This is a genomic window from Phenylobacterium sp. NIBR 498073, from assembly GCF_027286305.1.
In the GTDB taxonomy this organism is placed as follows: domain Bacteria; phylum Pseudomonadota; class Alphaproteobacteria; order Caulobacterales; family Caulobacteraceae; genus Phenylobacterium.
Genome location: NZ_CP114599.1, coordinates 2,997,848 through 3,014,144 on the forward strand (window position 1 = coordinate 2,997,848; position 16,297 = coordinate 3,014,144).

At 68.6% G+C, this 16,297-nt stretch carries 17 protein-coding genes; 7 read left to right on the forward strand and 10 right to left on the reverse strand.

Annotated features, from left to right (window positions below):
• Positions 1-120: 120 nt before the first annotated feature.
• Entirely contained in the window at positions 121-534 is a 414-nt protein-coding gene (locus O4N75_RS14975) for a helix-turn-helix domain-containing protein (RefSeq protein ID WP_269626282.1), read from the forward strand.
• Here the strand turns inward: O4N75_RS14975 and O4N75_RS14980 are convergent.
• The 3 genes from O4N75_RS14980 to O4N75_RS14990 form a co-directional block, all read right to left on the reverse strand.
• On the reverse strand, positions 531-1,271 hold the full coding sequence (locus O4N75_RS14980; protein ID WP_269626283.1) for an RNA methyltransferase: 741 nt from the start codon (positions 1,269-1,271) through the stop codon (positions 531-533). The two genes, O4N75_RS14975 and O4N75_RS14980, sit on opposite strands and share 4 nt — an antisense overlap.
• Positions 1,272-1,345: 74 nt before the next feature.
• Positions 1,346-3,460, reverse strand: coding sequence for a M13 family metallopeptidase (locus O4N75_RS14985; RefSeq protein ID WP_269626284.1), 2,115 nt, complete (start codon positions 3,458-3,460; stop codon positions 1,346-1,348).
• Between the two features lie 118 nt (positions 3,461-3,578).
• Complete coding sequence (locus O4N75_RS14990; RefSeq protein WP_269626285.1) at positions 3,579-4,928, reverse strand: FAD-dependent oxidoreductase; 1,350 nt, start codon at positions 4,926-4,928, stop codon at positions 3,579-3,581.
• Between the two features lie 185 nt (positions 4,929-5,113).
• Between O4N75_RS14990 and O4N75_RS14995 the strand changes: the two genes are divergently transcribed.
• Genes O4N75_RS14995 through O4N75_RS15005 form a run of 3 tightly spaced genes read left to right on the forward strand, consistent with a single transcriptional unit; the run spans position 5,114 to position 7,721 of the window.
• Positions 5,114-6,370, forward strand: a complete 1,257-nt coding sequence (locus O4N75_RS14995) for a cytochrome P450 (protein ID WP_269626286.1) — start codon at positions 5,114-5,116, stop codon at positions 6,368-6,370.
• Between the two features lie 57 nt (positions 6,371-6,427).
• Positions 6,428-6,877, forward strand: a complete 450-nt coding sequence (locus O4N75_RS15000; protein WP_269626287.1) for a nuclear transport factor 2 family protein — start codon at positions 6,428-6,430, stop codon at positions 6,875-6,877.
• A 28-nt stretch (positions 6,878-6,905) separates the two neighbouring features.
• The gene (locus O4N75_RS15005) at positions 6,906-7,721 is read left to right on the forward strand and encodes a phytanoyl-CoA dioxygenase family protein (RefSeq protein ID WP_269626288.1); all 816 of its coding nucleotides are present in this window, start codon (positions 6,906-6,908) and stop codon (positions 7,719-7,721) included.
• Here the strand turns inward: O4N75_RS15005 and O4N75_RS15010 are convergent.
• Genes O4N75_RS15010 through O4N75_RS15020 form a run of 3 tightly spaced genes read right to left on the reverse strand, consistent with a single transcriptional unit; the run spans position 7,718 to position 9,805 of the window.
• A complete protein-coding gene (locus O4N75_RS15010) occupies positions 7,718-8,452 on the reverse strand; it encodes a dienelactone hydrolase family protein (RefSeq protein WP_269626289.1) in 735 nt (244 codons plus the stop codon). The genes O4N75_RS15005 and O4N75_RS15010 overlap by 4 nt on opposite strands.
• Positions 8,449-9,024 carry a hypothetical protein gene (locus O4N75_RS15015; protein WP_269626290.1) on the reverse strand — a complete coding sequence of 192 codons (576 nt, stop codon included), beginning with the start codon at positions 9,022-9,024 and terminating at the stop codon, positions 8,449-8,451. The genes O4N75_RS15010 and O4N75_RS15015 overlap by 4 nt, the downstream gene beginning before the upstream one ends.
• Positions 9,025-9,034: 10 nt before the next feature.
• Entirely contained in the window at positions 9,035-9,805 is a 771-nt protein-coding gene (locus O4N75_RS15020; RefSeq protein ID WP_269626292.1) for an SDR family oxidoreductase, read from the reverse strand.
• Positions 9,806-9,900: 95 nt separating this feature from the next.
• Here O4N75_RS15020 and O4N75_RS15025 point away from each other — a divergent pair, with 95 nt between their 5' ends.
• A complete protein-coding gene (locus O4N75_RS15025; protein WP_269626293.1) occupies positions 9,901-10,470 on the forward strand; it encodes a TetR/AcrR family transcriptional regulator in 570 nt (189 codons plus the stop codon).
• Here the strand turns inward: O4N75_RS15025 and O4N75_RS15030 are convergent.
• Both O4N75_RS15030 and O4N75_RS15035 read right to left on the reverse strand, forming a co-directional pair.
• Positions 10,467-11,471 carry a transporter gene (locus tag O4N75_RS15030; RefSeq protein ID WP_269626294.1) on the reverse strand — a complete coding sequence of 335 codons (1,005 nt, stop codon included), beginning with the start codon at positions 11,469-11,471 and terminating at the stop codon, positions 10,467-10,469. The two genes, O4N75_RS15025 and O4N75_RS15030, sit on opposite strands and share 4 nt — an antisense overlap.
• Positions 11,472-11,585: 114 nt before the next feature.
• Positions 11,586-12,110: a GNAT family N-acetyltransferase gene (locus tag O4N75_RS15035; protein ID WP_269626295.1), complete on the reverse strand. Its 525-nt coding sequence runs from the start codon at positions 12,108-12,110 to the stop codon at positions 11,586-11,588.
• A 153-nt stretch (positions 12,111-12,263) separates the two neighbouring features.
• Here O4N75_RS15035 and O4N75_RS15040 point away from each other — a divergent pair, with 153 nt between their 5' ends.
• Entirely contained in the window at positions 12,264-13,253 is a 990-nt protein-coding gene (locus O4N75_RS15040; protein WP_269626296.1) for an aldo/keto reductase, read from the forward strand.
• A gap of 41 nt (positions 13,254-13,294) precedes the next feature.
• Here O4N75_RS15040 and O4N75_RS15045 read toward each other — a convergent pair whose 3' ends face one another.
• On the reverse strand, positions 13,295-14,548 hold the full coding sequence (locus tag O4N75_RS15045) for an MFS transporter (protein ID WP_269626297.1): 1,254 nt from the start codon (positions 14,546-14,548) through the stop codon (positions 13,295-13,297).
• Between the two features lie 91 nt (positions 14,549-14,639).
• On the opposite strand from O4N75_RS15045, the gene O4N75_RS15050 reads away from it, so the two are divergent.
• A complete protein-coding gene (locus O4N75_RS15050; RefSeq protein WP_269626299.1) occupies positions 14,640-15,530 on the forward strand; it encodes a helix-turn-helix domain-containing protein in 891 nt (296 codons plus the stop codon).
• Here the strand turns inward: O4N75_RS15050 and O4N75_RS15055 are convergent.
• Positions 15,455-16,282, reverse strand: coding sequence for an alpha/beta hydrolase (locus O4N75_RS15055; RefSeq protein WP_269626300.1), 828 nt, complete (start codon positions 16,280-16,282; stop codon positions 15,455-15,457). The genes O4N75_RS15050 and O4N75_RS15055 overlap by 76 nt on opposite strands.
• Positions 16,283-16,297 lie beyond the last annotated feature (15 nt).

Consider the following 16,297-nt stretch of genomic DNA (forward strand, 5'->3'; position numbering starts at 1 on the left):
GAAGATTAACTTTCTGTTGCAGCGCAGCGCGCGTTTCACGATATAGGTGTAGCGGCGTGCAATACGCCTATGGCAGATAGTCGACTTGCGCTTGGTTTAAGTGATTAGGGACGTTTTTCAGTGAACGAGAACTCCGAGGATCAAGGACCGGACCCGATCGACGTTGCGGTGGGTCACCGCATTCGTGTGCGACGCAAGTGGCTCGGCATTTCCCAATCGACCCTGGCCGACCACCTGGGGGTGAGCTTCCAGCAGGTTCAAAAGTATGAGCGCGGCGCCAATCGCGTCTCGGCCTCGATGCTCGTGCGCATCGCTCAAAAGCTCGACACCACCGTCGGGGAACTGGTCGGCGAAACCCCGACCCCGATGAGCGACGAAAGCCTGTTCGAAAAGCTCGCCGTGCCTGGCGCGGTGCAGTTGCTCGAGGCCTTCGCCAGCGTCCAGCAGCCGTCGATGCGGACGGCGATCCTGAACCTGACCCGATCGCTGATCGAAGAGTCGGAAGAACCGGGCAGCGTCCGCCGCGCCCGCTAGTCGGCGGCGCGCCTCGCCGCAAACGCGAGGTGATGCAGCACCACCCCGGCGGTCACCGCCACGTTCAGAGAGTCGAAACCGTCCGCCATCGGAATGCGGACGGTTGTCGCGCGTTCCAGCAACGCCCTAGACAACCCAGGCCCCTCGGCGCCCAGCACCACGGCCGTGCGCGGCGCGCGCGCCGTCTGCGCCAGGGTCGTCTCGCCGGCCGGGCTTAAGGCCAGCGGCTGAAAGCCCCGTGCTTCCAGCACCGCCAGCAGGTCTTCGTCCTCCCCCAGCCGCGCGAACGGCTTGAGCAGCGCGGCCCCGACCGAGACCCGAATGGCCTTGCGGTACAGCGGATCGCAGCAGGTCGGATCGAGGATCACCGCGTCGGCCCCGAACGCTGCGGCGTTGCGGAACAACCCGCCCATGTTGTCGTGGTTGGCGATGCCGCTCAGCACCAGCACCAGCGCCTCGTCCGGCAGGCCGGCCAGCAGCTCGTCGACGCTCGGTTCGGCGGCGCGCCGCCCCAGCGCCAGGATCCCCCGATGGATCGGAAACCCCACCACCGCGTCCATCACCGCCTGGCCGGCGGCGTAGACGGGGACGTCGTCAGGCAGCGCCGCCATGACGTCGGACAGCGCCGCCACGCGCTTGTCGGCCAGCAACAGCGATTGCGGCCGGACCAGCGGCGAGCGGGCCAGAACCCGCACCACCACCTCGCCCTCGGCCACGAACAGGCCCTGGCGACCCACGAGGTCGCGCTCGCGCACATCGCGATAGGCCGCGATGCGCGCGTCGTGCGGATCTTCGATCGTGACGACCTGCGCTACCAGATCTTCACCCGCTGCTCAGGCGCCAGGTAGAGGCTCTGCCCCGGCTTCACCTCGAACGCCGGATACCACGTATCGAGATTGCGCACCGTCAGGGCCCGGTATTCGCCCGGCGAGTGCACGCCCGACAGCACGTTGCGGCGGAGCGAGGCCTCACGGAACTTGCTGCGATAGTTCTGCGCCCAGCCGAAATAGAACCGCTGGTCGGCGGTGAAGCCGTCGATCACCGGGGCGGCCTGCCCCTTGAGCGACAGGTGATAGGCGTCATAGGCGGCGGCCAGGCCGGCCAGGTCGGCGATGTTCTCGCCCAGCACCTGGTCGCCGTTCAGGTGCAGACCCGGCAGCGGCTCATAGGTGCTGTACTGCGCCGCCAGCGCCTGGCCGCGCGCCTTGAACTGCGCCATGTCGGCCGGCGTCCACCAGTTCTTGAGGTCGCCCTTCACATCGAACAGCGCGCCGGTGTCGTCGAAGCCGTGGACGATCTCGTGGCCGATCACCCCGCCGATCGCGCCGTAGTTCACCGCCGCGTCGGCGTTCGGATCGAAGAAGGTCGGCTCCAGGATCGCCGCCGGGAACACGATCATGTTCTGCATGGGCAGGTTCAGGGCGTTGACCGTCTGCGGCGTCATCCACCACTCGTCGTGGTCAACCGGTCCCTTCAGCTTGGCCACGTTGCGGCGATACTCAAACAGCTCGGCGCGCGCCCAGTTGCCGTAAGCGTCGCCGCGCACGACCTGCAGCCCCGAATAGTCGCGCCACTTGTCGGGATAGCCGACTCCGACGCGGAACACGGCCAGCTTCTCCTTGGCCTTGGCCTTGGTCTCGGCGCTCATCCAGTCCAGCCGGGTGATGCGCGCGTCGAAGGCGGCCAAGATGTTCTTCACCATCTCCTGCATCTGCGCCTTGGCCTGCGGGCTGAAGTGGCGCTCGACATAGATCTGGCCCACGGCCTCGCCCAGGGCCGCGTTGGTGTTGTCCACCCCGCGCTTCCAGCGGTCGCGCTGCTCCGGCGCGCCGCCCAAGGCCGCGCCGTTGAAGGCGAAATGCTCGTCGGCGAACGCCTTGGAGAGATAGGGCGCGCCGCGCTCAATGGCGTGGAACGCCAGATAGTCCTTCCAGGTCTCGATCGGCTGGCCGCCGACCAGCTTGGCGATGCCGGCGATGGCGCTGGGCTGCCAGGCGCCGAAGGTCGGCTGCTCGCTCATCCCCGCGCCCTGCAGCCACGCGGTCCAGTCGATGCCCGGCGCCTTGGCCTGCAGGTCGGCGCGGGTCCAGACATTGTTGGCCTTGGCCACGTCGCCGGTCTCATCGACGCTCCAGTGCGTCTTAGCGATGGCGGTCTCCAGCGCCAGGATCCTGGCCGCCCGCGCCTCGCCGTCCGGATAGCCGGCCAGGGTGAACATCGCAGCGATGTGGGCCTTGTACTTGGCCCGCAGGTCCTGGAACCGCGCGCTGTCGTCCAGGTAATAGGCGCGGTCCGGCATCCCCAGCCCGCCCTGCATGATGTAGGGTCGGTACTTGGACGTGTCGTTCATGTCCTCGGCGACCCACAGGCCGAACAGCCGGTCGGTCGCATAGTCGGTCATGTTCAGGGCGTCGACGTCGGCCCGCAGGGTCGCGCCCAGCTCGCGCGACAGGTCGGCCCGGGTCTTGATCGCCGCGATCGCGGCCAGCTCGGGCTTCAGCGGCGCCGCGCCGGCCGCCTCAATCGCCGCCTCGTCCATGAAGCTGGCGTAGAAGTCGCCGATCTTGCGGGCGTTGGAGCCGTCCGCCGCCTGCGCCTTGGCCGCGTCTTCGAGGATCGCGCGGGTCCGTTCGGTGGCCAGGTCGCGCAGGATGGCGAAGGTGTTGTAGCTGCCGCTGTCGGCTGGGATTTCCGTGGTCTTCATCCAGCCGCCGTTGGCGTAGGCGTAGAAGTCGTCGCCCGGGGCGACGGAGATGTCCATGCCGGCCGTGTCGAATCCGAACGCGCCGTACTTGGGCTTGGCCTTGGCCGCCTCGGCGACCGGCGGCGGCGCAGCCTCAGGCGCCGGCGCCGGCGCCGTCGTCGCGCAGGCGGCCAGCACCAGCGGCGCGCATGCGCCCAGCAGCAGAGTTTTCCAGGTGTTCATCGCGCGCTCCCATACGCGGCGCCGTCACCCGCGCCGTCAGCCTGAGGAGCCTCTAATACATCGGCGGCGGGCGGGGGTAGCGACCGGCGCATTAAACTTACGTCATCTGTAACGCTTGTTACGCCGCCCGCGCGCGCCGCACCCCGCTCAGAATCGCCTGCGCCGCGCCCGCCGCCTGGCTGCGGATGTCCGGCACCGAGGTGATCTCCCAGAACGCCCCGCGGGTCAGCGGCCCGACCGCGAACAGGCCCGGCTCGGCGCGGCCGCTCGCCCCGATCAGGCGCGATCCAGCGTCGACCTCGGCTCCGAGCCGGCAGGGATCGGGCCGGATCAGGCCGCGAGCCAGCAGCGTCTTCAGCAGCGGCTCGCCGGCCTTCTCCAGGTCGCCCAGCAGGCCCGCGCAGTTCACCACCGCCGACACGCCCAGCCGCCGCGGCGTGCGCCCGCCGCGCGGCCGCCAGGCCACCTCGACGGCGTCGCGCGAGAGGGTCAGCGAGGTCACCTCCCCGGCCCGCACCACCAGTTCGCGTCCGCGCATCAACAGCCCGATCCGCCGCGCGACGCTGGGCGCCAGGCGGTGACGGTGGACGTCCCACCAGGGGCGGAGGTGGCGCAGGAAGGCTCGTCGCTCGGCCTGGCTCCAGCCCAGCCAGATCGACTGCACGTGGGGGCGCAGGGAATCGATCGCCTCGCGCCAGCGCCCTTCGCCGGACGCCTCGCGGATCGCCGCCAGCAGTTCGCGGGGAGATCCGGTCGGCGCGACCTCGGCGGCCGCCTCGCCCGTCGGGACGTGCTGGCGCGGGGTCAGGCCCCGACGCGAGATCGCCCAGAACCGCCGCCCCGGCCGCCACAGGCTGACCGCCGCGTCGATCATGGTTAGCCCCGAGCCGAGCAGCAGGACATCGTCCCATTCGTCCTCCAGCCTGGCCTTCGGGTCCCAGGGGTCGCCGATGTACCGCGCAGAGGCCAGCAGCGCCGGGTCCGCCGCCGCGGGCGCCGCCGGCCGCAGCACCCCCAGGGCCAGCACCACCGCCGAGGCCTCGATCTTGCGCCCCAGCGCCAACCGCACCCGCCAGCCCTCGCCGGCTCGCTGCACGTCCACCGCCTCGTCCTGCTCCAGCAGCAGCCGGCCCGGCGTGGTCGTCTCCAGCGCCTGGCGCAGCAGGTCCTGGAGATAGTCGCCGTACACGCCGCGGGTCACGAACCCGCCGTGCGAACTCCAGCCCTCGTGTCCGGCCAGCCAGCGGGTGAAGTGCTCTGGATCGTCCGGATAAGCGCTCATGTTCGCCACCCGCACGTTCAGCAGGTGGTCGGGGTTGCCGGTGGAATAGGCCGCGCCGCGCCCGAAGGTCCTGGAGCGCTCGATCAGCCGCACCGTCGGCCCCTCCGGATCGGCGGCCAGATGCAGGGCCGTGAGCAATCCCGAGAACCCTGCCCCGATCACCGCAACTGTGGGCCGCAGGCTCATAGATCCGACCTCCAAAACGCTTCGCTCGACTTAATTCCTATCATTTTTATGGCTTTTAAAGCGACAGAAAAACTTCATTCGAACGCAGATCGGATGGGACGGCTGTTGAAACTCGCGCTAAAACTTGACGCCTGCGTCATCTTTGGCTGAGACCGAGGGCGCAATCGGACTGGAGGAGGATTTACATGAGCGACGGCAATATCGATCTGAGCAACGACGCCCGCGCGCTGGCCTATTCGACGCCGCTCGACCAGATCAATCCGGCCCAGCCGGCTCTCTTCCAATCGAACGAGATGTGGTGGAACTTCGAGCGCCTGCGCAAGGAAGACCCGGTCCACTACACCGCCGAGAGCGAGTACGGCCCGTACTGGTCGATCACCAAGTACAACGACATCATGGCGGTGGACACGAACCACCAGGCGTTCTCGTCTGAGCCGGGCATCACCATTGCCGACCAGAACGGCGACGAAGGCCCGCTGCCGATGTTCATCGCCATGGACCCGCCCAAGCATGACATCCAGCGCAAGACCGTCAGCCCGGCTGTCGCCCCGGCCAACCTCGCGATCCTCGGCCCGCTGATCCGCGAACGCGCCGCCGCGATCCTCGACTCCCTGCCGATCGGCGAAGAGTTCGACTGGGTCGACAAGGTGTCGATGGAACTGACGGCCATGACCCTGGCCACCCTGTTCGGCATCGACCAGGCTGACCGCCGCAAGCTGACCTACTGGTCGGACGTTGTGACCGCAGTCCCCGGCCACGGCCTGATCGACACCCTCGAGCAGAAGATGCAGATCTTCCTCGAGTACCACGCCTACTTCACCGAGCGTTGGAACGAGCGGGTCAACGCCGAACCGACCGGCGACCTGATCTCCATGCTGGCTCACGGCAAGGATACGCGGGACATGTCGCCCCGCGAGTACTTCGGGAACGTCGTGCTGCTGACCGTCGGCGGCAACGACACCACCCGCAACACCATCTCCGGCTCGATCCTGGCGCTGAACCAGAACCCGGATCAGTACAAGATGCTGCGCGAAAATCCGGACCTGATCCCCTCGATGGTCTCCGAGACCATCCGCTGGCAGACGCCGCTGGCCCACATGCGCCGCCGCGCGACCCAGGACATCGAGATCGGCGGCAAGCTGATCCGCAAGGAAGACAAGGTCGTCATGTGGTACGTCTCGGGCAACCGCGACGAAGAGGTCATCGAGCGCCCGAACGACTACATCATCGACCGCGCCCGTCCGCGGAACCACATGTCGTTCGGCTTCGGCATCCACCGCTGCGTGGGCAACCGCCTGGCCGAGCTGCAGCTGCAGATCATCTGGGAAGAGATCATGAAGCGCTTCCCCGAGATCCAGCTCGTGGAAGAGCCCAAGCGTATCTACTCGACCTTCGTGAAAGGCTACGAGTCGATGAAGGTGATCATTCCGAAGCGCGCCTGACCGCTTTCGTCGCTGAACGATTGGAGAGCCTAGGCCCTGCGCCTAGGCTCTTTTCGCATGAGAACCCTGCCCTTCGATCCCACTGACATCGGCGCCGTCGTCGACGCCATGTACGCCATGATTTCCGGCCCCCAAGGGCCCCGCGACTGGGCGCTGCAGGCCGAGATCTTCCACCCCGACGCCCGCCAGATGCGCACCTGGGTCGGCGAGGACCGACGCCCGAACATCAAGATCATGGACCTCGCCGCCTACCAGGCCGACGTCGAGCCGTTCTTCGCGGCCCACGACTTCTACGAGGTCGAGATCGCCCGCCGCATCGACGTGTTCGGCAACATGGCCCAGGTCTGGAGCGCTTACGAGGCGCGCACCGCCCCGGGCGAGGCCCCGCCCGAGCGACGCGGCGTCAACTCCATCCAGCTCTACTGCGAGGCCGACGGCCGCTGGCGCATCGTCTCGATGATCTGGGACAACGAACGCCCTGGACTTGCCCTTCCGTCATTCGAGTAGACACTCGCCTCCAGACAGGGAGGCGGCCATGTCCGAGCCGTTCGATATCGAAGCCCACGTCCGGCGCCTGACCGACGACGGCTACACCGTGATCGAGGACTTCGCCGACGCGGCCGCGCTGGCCGCCGCCCGCGCGGCGCTGGCCCCGCACCTCGGCTCCCACCATGGCCGCAACGCCTTCGAGGGCTTTTCCACCGAGCGGGTCTACACCCTGGTCGCGCGCGGCAAGGTGTTCGAAGACCTGGCCGCCGAACCGCGCCTCCTGGCCCTGCTCGACCGCTTCCTCCAGCCCGGCTACCTGCTGACCGCCAGCCAGGCGATCTGCATCTATCCCGGCGAGAAAGCGCAAGGGGTCCACTTCGACGACGGCTTTTATCGCCAGCCGCGCCCCCGCGCGGCCATCAGCCTCTCGCTCATCGGCGCCATCGACGCCTTCACCGACACCAACGGCGCCACCGACATCATCCCAGGCAGTCACACCTGGAGCGATGAGAAGATCGCGGCCATCGATCCGCGCGAGGCCATGGCCATGCTACGCCCAGTGATCATCCCGGCCGGCGGCGCGATCATCTTCCAGGGCACCCTGCTCCACCGTGGCGGGGCCAACCGTAGCGACGCCCCGCGGCTGGCCTTCACCAACCAGTATTGCGAGCCGTGGGGCCGCACGCAGGAGAACTTCTATCTCGGCGTCCCGCGCGAGCGCGTGCAGGCCATGTCGCCACGTCTGCAGAATCTGCTCGGCTACAACATCTGGCCGCCGTTCATGGGCCAGGTCACCGGCTCGCACCCGCTCAAAAGCCTGGAAGACGGATGGGTGGCGCCGGTCGAGCGCCAGACTCCCTAGCCCAAATTCCGCCGATAGAGCGCGTTCAGCCGCTCCCAATGCCGCTCGGCGCCCTGCTTCTGGTAGAGCGCCCGCTGCGGGAAGGTGAAGCCGTGCTCGGCCCCCGGATAGATCTCCACCTCGGCCCGCGCCCCGTCGGCCGCCAGCGCCTTGGCCAGCGCCTCCACCGTCTCCAGCGGCGCCCAACGGTCGGTCTCGGCGCAGGCGAAGTAGAGTTCGGCCGAACTCTTGCGCGCGGCCAGGTGCGGGCTGTCGTCCTCGTCGGTGACCAGATAGGTGCCGTGGATCGAGGCGGCGGCTTTCACCTGCGGCAGGCGCACCGCCGCATTGATCGCGAACTGCCCGCTCATGCAGTAGCCGACCGTGCCGATCCGGCTAACGTCGGCGCCCGCCTGGCCGGCGGCGAAGGCGGCCAGCGCAGCGACGTCGTCCATCACCATCGGAATGGTGAGACCGTTCATCAGCTCCATCATCCGCGCTCGCAGCGCATCGTCCATGGCGCCGCCTGCCGGAACCAGCTCCAGCACCCCGGCCCGATAGTAGAGGTTGGGCAGCATCACGTAGTAGCCGGCGCTCGCCAGCCGCCGCGCCATGTCGCGCAGCTCCTCGCGGATGCCCGGCGCGTCCATCAGGAACAGGATCAACGGGTGCGGCCCGTCGCGCTCGGGATGGACGATGAAGGTCGTGCTGGTCCCGTCCGCGAGCGGAATCTCAAGCGTCTGCTCGATCATTTCGCGCCCTCCCTCGGGATCAGCACGCAGGCCCGCGCCAGCGACACCCGCGTCAGCTCGCGCCGGCGCAGGAACACCGCCATCGCGTCCGTGGTCGGGTCGCGCGACGTCTGCCATTCGCCCAGGTCCCGATAGCGGGTCATCAGCAGCAGCCGCCGCGCCCCGGCCTCGCGGTCGGCCTCGTCCTCCTCGGCCAGGAACAGGCCGAAGATCTTAGTCTCGAACCGCGTCTCGAAGTCGGGCCAGGCCTCGCCTGACAGCCGCACGAACTCGTCGACCGCCCCGCCGTCGATCGTGAACCAGTTGTGGACATAGATCCCGCCCGGCTGCGGCGGCGCCTCATCGATCGGCCGCAGGGTCGGGGTCAGCCGCACCCGGTCGCTGGCCGTCACGCCCGGCGTGAACGAGACCCGCGATCCGGCCGCGGCCAGCACCAGCGCCTGGTCCGAGGCGAAGCCCAGCAGCGGCGCGAACACCGCCTGCACGCCGGCCGAACCGTAGAGGTGGTCGGCCAGCACCTTCTGCGCCGTGCGCTCGCGCCCCAGCGTCAGCTGAAAGTAATCGTATTCCAATGGCTTGGCCCTAATAATTGACGCGCGTCGAGATCGCGCCGTCAACCAGCATGTTGATCCCGGTCGTGAACGCCGAGCGCGGGCTGGCCAGGAACACGGTCGCCGCCGCCACCTCTTCCGGCGTCGCCATCCGGCCGGTCGGGTTGCGCTTGATCATCTGGTCGAAGAAGCCCGGCATCCCGGCCTTCACATTGCCCCAGACCCCGCCCTCGAAGAACACGGTGCCCGGCGACACCACGTTGGCGCGGATGTGCTTGGCCGCGTTCTCGCGCGCCAGGCCCTTGGCGTAGTGGATCAGCGCCGCCTTCATCGCCCCATAGGACGAAGCGTTCGAGGCCTCCGCCGCCGACACCGACGAGGTGATCAGGAACGCCGCATCGCCATGGGTCTCGCCGGCCTTCTCCAGGAACGGCTTGGCCGCCTCGAAGGTGCGCACCGCGCCCAGGACGTCGACCTCGAACATCGCGCGCCATTCGTCCTCGCCCGCGCCCTGCACCAGGGCGCTGGCGTTGGAGACCATGACGTCGATGCCGCCCAGCGTCTCGCCGGCCTCCTTGACGAAGGCCCGGATCGCCGCGCCGTCGGCGATGTCGACGGCCTTGCCGAAGGCCTTCACGCCCTTGGCCTCCAGCGCCTTCACGGTTTCGGCGACCTGGTCGGCGCCCCGTGCGCAGATGGCGACGTCCGCGCCCTCCTCCGCCAGCAGGTCGGCGATCGCCCGCCCGATGCCCCGCGACGCGCCCGTCACGACCGCCTTCTTGCCCTTCAGTCCCAGATCCATGTCCCGCTCCCTTGTTCGTTGGACGCTGTTCTAACCCGAAGCTGCGACGCTTGCGCAGACTTGACAGACGGTCCGCGCCGACAATTTGTGAGCCGATGCTCACGACACCGACCTCGACCAAGGACAAGCTGGTGCGCGCGGCCTTGGAAATCGGCGCGCAGGACGGGCTGGAAGCGGCCACCACCGCGGCCATCGCCGCGCGCGCAGGCGTGGCCGAAGGCACCCTCTACCGGCATTTCCCGTCCAAGGACGACCTGCTGATCGAGGTCTATCGCGGCATCAAGCGGCGCATCTTCGAAGCCATCATCGACGGCGAGGACACCGACGAGGCCCCCGACGCCCGCCTCAAGCGGGTCTGGCGCAAGCTCTACGAGGCCTATCGCGCCGACAGCCAGGCCTTCATGTTCGGCCAGCGCTTTGCTGAGTCCTCCCTCTCCAAGCGCGAGGGCGGCGCGGCCCACGAGCAGATCGCCACCGCCGTCGGCCGGCTGCGCCGGGACGGCATCGAGCGCGGCCTGTTCAAGAACCTGCCCAGCGATCTGCTGGCCAGCCTGTTCTTCGCACCCGTGGGCTACATGCTGAAGTCCGAGCTCAACGGCCGCACCTGGACCGACGCCGAACTCGACGCTGCGGCCGAGGCGGTGCTGGATTCCATCAGGGCCTAGGACCCCGCGCCGGGCGGCATATTCACCCAAAGCGGCATGCTGAAGTCGAGGAAGATCGACTCTCCCTCCAGACGGTTCCGGGCCTCGAATTCCTTCATTGCGTGCAGCCGCAAGGTCGCCGGCGCCTTGCCGAACAGCAGGAAATTGTAGGCCCCGGTCACGCCCAGGCCCGCCACCCGGCCCTTGAAGGATCCGAGTCTAGCGCCGGCGCCGGAGTCGCCGCTGACCTGTTCGAAGTAATAGCCCTGCACGCCGGCAGACCAGGTCTTGTTGAACTTCTTCTCGACCGCCGCTTCGGCGTGGAATTCGGTGCCGGTCTCATAGCTGGTGTAGTCGTTCTCGCCGTTGAACGTGAAGCCGGCCTTGCCGGAGACGTCCCAGCCCGCCTCCTCGTTGAGGTAGGTCCCGGCCAGCGACACGTCGGCCGCCCAGCGGTGGAAGGCCAGGTTGGCCAGCTTGTCCTTCCGGTACTGGCCCACGGGGATGTTGATCAGGGTGCTGGCGGCGATGTGGGTCTTGCCGCTGTTCCAGCCCCAGATCGCGGTCACGAGGGGATCGCCCATCACGAAGGCCGAATCGCTCTTGCTGCGCTCGATCAGCCGTCCCCGCGGACCGGTCAGGGTGGCCGAGACCTCGACGTCGGGCCCGCCGATCGGCAGCGCCAGACCCACCGCCAGGGTTCCGCCGGCCAGGTCGCTCGTGGGCACCCACAGGACGGTGGCGAAGTTCGCATTCACCGTCGCGTCCAGCCCCGCGACGACGTTGCCGCCGATCACGAACTCACGCTCCCCTCCGGCCTCGCCGCTGTAATGATACTGGGTGTCGAGCAGGAACACGCCCTCGATTGGCGGCACGATCGCCGCGCCCGCCCCCCCCGAGCCCAGCAGATAGACGCTGGCCCCGGCCTCGGAGGCCTCGGCATTCCCCGCGAGCAGCAGCATCGCCGCGGCCGCCACGCCGCCTCCCAGCAGCGCCGCGCTCGTCCGGTTGGCGTTGTTCATCGCGATCATCCCCTCTGGCGCCGATCTTTCATTGATCGTGGCGACAGGCCCCCGCGGCGCCCATGGGGTGAAGCCCCCAGTTCGCCGGGGCAAAGCACTGACGCCCCCGCGTGGTCAGAGCGCCTTTTCCATGACGATGAACTCCAGGTCGTCCCGCGCCGGCTGGCCGAAGCGCAGGTCGGCATAGGGGAACGGCCGCGTCTCGCCGGTGCGCGCATAGCCGCGCCGCTCGTACCAGGCGATCAGGGTGTCGCGGATCTGGATCACCGTCATCCGCACCCGCTGCGCGCCCTGCCCGCGCGCGTGGTCCTCGGCCGCGGCCAGCATGGTGCGGCCGAGCTGACGGTCCTGCAGGTCCGGCCGCACGGTCAGCATCCCAAGATACCAGGCCCCGGCGTCCGCCGGCTCCAGCCAGACGCAGCCCAGCAGCGGTGCGCCGACCGCCTCGCGCAGGGTCATCACCATCGCCTGCGGATTGGCCGCCAGGTCGCTGGCCAGGGTCTGCGCGTCCGTGCGCTGGCCGCCCAGATAGTCGGCCTCGGTGGTCCAGCCCTGGCGCGAGCTCTCGCCCCGATAGGCGGAGTTCACCAGCGCTGCGATGGCGGGCAGTTCGTACGGATCGGCGGGAGCAAAATGCATGGCCTTCGGTAATCCATAAGCTACGCCTTCCCGCCAGCCGAAAATTCCAGCCGATCCGGAACGCCGCCGATCGCTTGACGCTTTCGCCGTCAGCGCCTAATTATCCGCATGTGAGTGAGCGCTCACATCCTCACACATCTAGCGGAGTTCCCCATGATCCGTCGCCAAATCGGCCGCACCGGCCGGGACGTGAACGCTATCGGCCTGGGCTGCATGGGCATGTCGATCGCCTATGGCGAGCCGATGAACGAAGCCGACGCCGTCAAGCTGCTGCACGAGGCGCTGGACCTCGGCGTCGACCACTTCGACACCGCCGAGCTCTACGGCTTCGGCGCCAATGAGAGCCTGCTGGGCGCGGCCTTCCACGATCGCCGCGACAAGGCGTTCATCGCCACCAAGTTCGGCCCCGTGGCCGACCTCGCCACCCGCACGATCACCGGCGTCGACGGCTCGGAAGCCAACATGCGCCGCGCCATCGAACAGTCCCTGCGCGTGCTGAAGACCGACCACGTCGACCTCTACTACCTGCACCGGCGCGACCAGACCCGGCCGATCGAGGAGACCGTCGAGGCGATGGCCAAGCTGGTCAAGGAGGGCAAGATCAAGGCCATCGGCCTCTCGGAAGTCAGCGCCGAGACCCTGCGCCGCGCCCAGGCGGTGCACCCCATCGCGGCCGTGCAGTCGGAATATTCGATCTTCACCCGCGACATCGAGCAGGTCGTGCTGCCGCTCTGCCAGGAGACCGGCGTGACCCTGGTCGCCTACTCCCCGCTAGGCCGCGGCATGCTGACCGGCGCCTTCTCCCGCGACCATCGCCCGACCGGGACCGACTACCGTGCGGTCCAGTCGCCGCGCTTCCAGGGCGAGGCCTTCGAGGCCAACCTGGCCCTGGTCGAGAAGATCGAGAAGATCGCCGGCGCGCGCGGCGCGGCCGCCTCCCAGGTGGCCCTGGCCTGGGTGCTGGCCGCCAATCCCAACGTGGTGGTCATTCCCGGCACCACCCGACTGGCCAACCTGAAGTCCAACCTAGGCGCCGCCGACATCGCCCTCACCGCGGCCGAAACCGCCAGCCTCGACGCCTTGGCCGGCAAGGTCGCCGGGACCCGTTACGACGCCCGCGGCATGACCATGGTCAACGCCTGACCGGGGCTCGCCTCCGCCCTGGTCGGGCGGAGGCGACGTCCTCAGACCGCTTCCGGCTCCAAACCGGATGTGGTCGGCGCCATCGGCGGGTGCTTGTCGATCTTCGGCAGGAACGCCGCCAGCAGGCCGATGGCCGGCAGGAACGCGCACAGCCGGTAGACCGTCTCGATCCCGGTCTTGTCGGCCAGCACGCCGAGGATCGCCGCGCCGAGGCCCCCCATCCCGAACGAGAACCCGAACAGCAGGCCGGACATCATCCCGACCTTGCCGGGCGCCAGCTCCTGGGCGAACACCACGATCGCCGGGAAAGCCGAGGCCAGGATCAGGCCGATGATCACCACCAGCGGCCCTGTCCAGAACGCGCCGACGAACGGCAGCAGCAGGCTGAACGGCAGCACCCCCAGGATCGAGAACCAGATCACGTACTTGCGCCCAAACCGGTCGCCCAGCGGCCCTCCGGCCACCGTCCCGGCCGCCACCGCGCCCAGGAACAGGAACAGGTGCAGTTGCGCGCCCTGCACCGACGAGCCGAACTTCTCCATCATGTAGAAGGTCAGGTAGTTGGTCAGGCTGGCCAGGTAGACGTACTTCGAGAAGATCAGCGCTAGCAGGATCGAGATCCCGGTCACCACCTGGCGGCTAGGCGGCGCCACCGGCTGCGGGCCCTTCGCCGCCGCCTGCAGCCGCGCTAGGCCATGGGTGCGGTACCACTGGGCCACATTCCACAGGATCGCCCCGGCCAGCAGCGCCAGCAGCGCGAAGAACATCAGGCTCGACTGCCCCCAGCGCACCACCACCACCGCCGCGGCCAGCGGGCCCAGCGCCGATCCGGCGTTGCCGCCGACCTGGAACAGCGACTGCGCCAGGCCATGCCGGCCGCCCGCCGCCATCCGCGCCACGCGGCTGCTTTCCGGGTGGAACACCGACGACCCCATGCCCAGCAGGCAGGCCCCGACCACCACCAGCCCGTAGCTGTGCGCCACCGACAGCACCGCCAGCCCGGCCAGTGAGAACAGCGTCCCGAACGGCAGCGCCATCGGCGTCGGCCGCTTGTCGGCATAGAGCCCGATCATCGGCTGCAGGATCGAGGCGGTCACCTGATAGGCCAGGGTTACGATCCCGATCTGCCCGAAGGTCAGCCCCAGCTCGGCCTTCAGGTTCGGATAGATGGCCGGAAGCAGCGCCTGCATCATGTCGTTGAGCAGGTGGCAGAAGCTGATCGCCAGGATCACCCCGAAGGCCGTCCCGCCCGCCGCCTGCGCCTGCTTGTTCGCCGTGATCGTCTGTCCGCCCATCTGAGCTGCTCCATAGCTGAGCGGCCCGGATAGGCGCTTCGCCGCGCGCCCGCATTCCTGTATGGGTCTTTCAGTTTTGCGAGTGGGACACATGATCGACTGGATCAATCCGGACGACGTCGAAGACACGCCGCGCCCGGTCGTGGCCATCGCCAACGACTACCCGCCGCATCACGAACTGGAATGGCACCGCCACCGCCGCGGCCAACTGCTCTACGCCGCCAGGGGCGTGGTCGTCGTCTCCACCCCCAACGGCGCCTGGGTCGCCCCGCCCGAACGCGCGGTCTGGACCCCGCCCGGCGTCGAGCACGCGGTGAAGATGGTCGGCTCGGTCAGCACCCGCGGCATCCTGATCGAATCGGGCGGCTGTCCCGGCTTCGGCGAGGCCAGCCGCGTCATCGAGGTCTCGCCGTTGCTGCGCCACCTGCTGCTGGCCGCCTGCGAACTGCCGCGCGAGTACGACCGCGAGGGCCGCGACGGCCTGGTCATCGAGCTGCTGCTGGTCGAGCTCTCCCGCGCCCCGATCGTCCCGTTGGCCGCCCCGTTCCCGCAGAGCCCCGGGCTGGCCGCCAAGTGCCGCGCCTTCCTTCAGGCCCCCAGCCCGCACGACACTATCGACCGCTGGGCCGACGACCTCGGCATGGGCCGCCGCGCCTTCACCCGCGCCTTCCGCCGCGAAACCGGCATGAGCTTCGCCGAATGGCGCCAGCAAGCCTGCGTGCTGGTCGCCCTGCCCCGCCTGGCCGCCGGCGACCAGGTCACCGCCATCGCGCTCGACCTTGGCTACGAAAGCCCGCCGCCTTCGCCACCATGTTCAAGCGCCTGCTCGGCGTCGCGCCCAGCCGCTATCAGGGGTGAATCCCAAAGGGGTTTGGTCAGGCCACGCCGTCACGAGCGTGAGCGGTGTCAGGTTCGCGCCTCGATCCAGCCGACGATGTCGCCCAGCACGCCCTCCTTGCCGAGGTCGGCCAGCAGGTCGTGATAGTGCCCCTCATACAGCTTCAGCGTCTTATCCTTTGACCCGGCGTGGTCGTAGAAGAACTGGCTGCCCTTCGGCAGGGTCGCCTTGTCCTCGGTGCCATGCAGGATCAGCACCGGCAGGGTGATGGTCGGAATCTCCTTGGTCAGCCGCTCGTCGGCGCGCTGCAGCGCCGCCACGGTGATGCTCGGCTGGGTCTCGTCGTGGATCAGCGGATCCTCGTTCATCGCCTTGACCACCGCCGGATCGCGCGAGAAGTCGACGTTCTTCAGCTTCAGGATCGGAATGTCGGGCGCCACGTGGCTGACGCCCTTGATCACCTGCAGGGCGATCTCGGGCGCCGGCACGCGGAAGGCGAAGCTCTCGCAGATCAGCCCGGCGATATCGGCCTGGTGGTCCAGGGCGTAGGTGCTGGCGATCACCCCGCCGGCGCTGTGGCCCAGCACATAGACCGGCACGCCCGGATCACGCGCCTTGGCGATGCTGACAACCTGGACCAGGTCGCCGACGTACTCATTCACGTGCTCGACGTGGAACCGCTCGCCTTCCGACAGGCCGCGGCCGCGATAATCATGCGCATAGACGGCGAAGCCCTTGGCGGCCAACTGCTCGGCGACCCACGCGTACTGGCCGCTGTGCGAATTAAACCCGTGGCTGATGACCACGATCGCCCTCGGCGCCCCCGCCGGCCGCCACGAGCGCATGAAAATCTTGAGGCCGCCGGCCCCTTCGAAAGTTTCTTCCTTCGGAGCCATCGCGCCCTCGCTGAG

Excerpts from the sequence above, each read along its gene's own strand:
- O4N75_RS14985 (WP_269626284.1), bottom strand. The coding sequence starts at position 3,460 with ATGAACACCTGGAAAACTCTGCTGCTGGGCGCATGCGCGCCGCTGGTG.
- O4N75_RS14990 (WP_269626285.1), bottom strand. The coding sequence starts at position 4,928 with ATGAGCCTGCGGCCCACAGTTGCGGTGATCGGGGCAGGGTTCTCGGGA.
- O4N75_RS14995 (WP_269626286.1), top strand. The coding sequence starts at position 5,114 with ATGAGCGACGGCAATATCGATCTGAGCAACGACGCCCGCGCGCTGGCC.
- O4N75_RS15000 (WP_269626287.1), top strand. The coding sequence starts at position 6,428 with ATGAGAACCCTGCCCTTCGATCCCACTGACATCGGCGCCGTCGTCGAC.
- O4N75_RS15005 (WP_269626288.1), top strand. The coding sequence starts at position 6,906 with ATGTCCGAGCCGTTCGATATCGAAGCCCACGTCCGGCGCCTGACCGAC.
- O4N75_RS15010 (WP_269626289.1), bottom strand. The coding sequence starts at position 8,452 with ATGATCGAGCAGACGCTTGAGATTCCGCTCGCGGACGGGACCAGCACG.
- O4N75_RS15020 (WP_269626292.1), bottom strand. The coding sequence starts at position 9,805 with ATGGATCTGGGACTGAAGGGCAAGAAGGCGGTCGTGACGGGCGCGTCG.
- O4N75_RS15025 (WP_269626293.1), top strand. The coding sequence starts at position 9,901 with ATGCTCACGACACCGACCTCGACCAAGGACAAGCTGGTGCGCGCGGCC.
- O4N75_RS15030 (WP_269626294.1), bottom strand. The coding sequence starts at position 11,471 with ATGAACAACGCCAACCGGACGAGCGCGGCGCTGCTGGGAGGCGGCGTG.
- O4N75_RS15035 (WP_269626295.1), bottom strand. The coding sequence starts at position 12,110 with ATGCATTTTGCTCCCGCCGATCCGTACGAACTGCCCGCCATCGCAGCG.
- O4N75_RS15040 (WP_269626296.1), top strand. The coding sequence starts at position 12,264 with ATGATCCGTCGCCAAATCGGCCGCACCGGCCGGGACGTGAACGCTATC.
- O4N75_RS15045 (WP_269626297.1), bottom strand. The coding sequence starts at position 14,548 with ATGGGCGGACAGACGATCACGGCGAACAAGCAGGCGCAGGCGGCGGGC.
- O4N75_RS15050 (WP_269626299.1), top strand. The coding sequence starts at position 14,640 with ATGATCGACTGGATCAATCCGGACGACGTCGAAGACACGCCGCGCCCG.
- O4N75_RS15055 (WP_269626300.1), bottom strand. The coding sequence starts at position 16,282 with ATGGCTCCGAAGGAAGAAACTTTCGAAGGGGCCGGCGGCCTCAAGATT.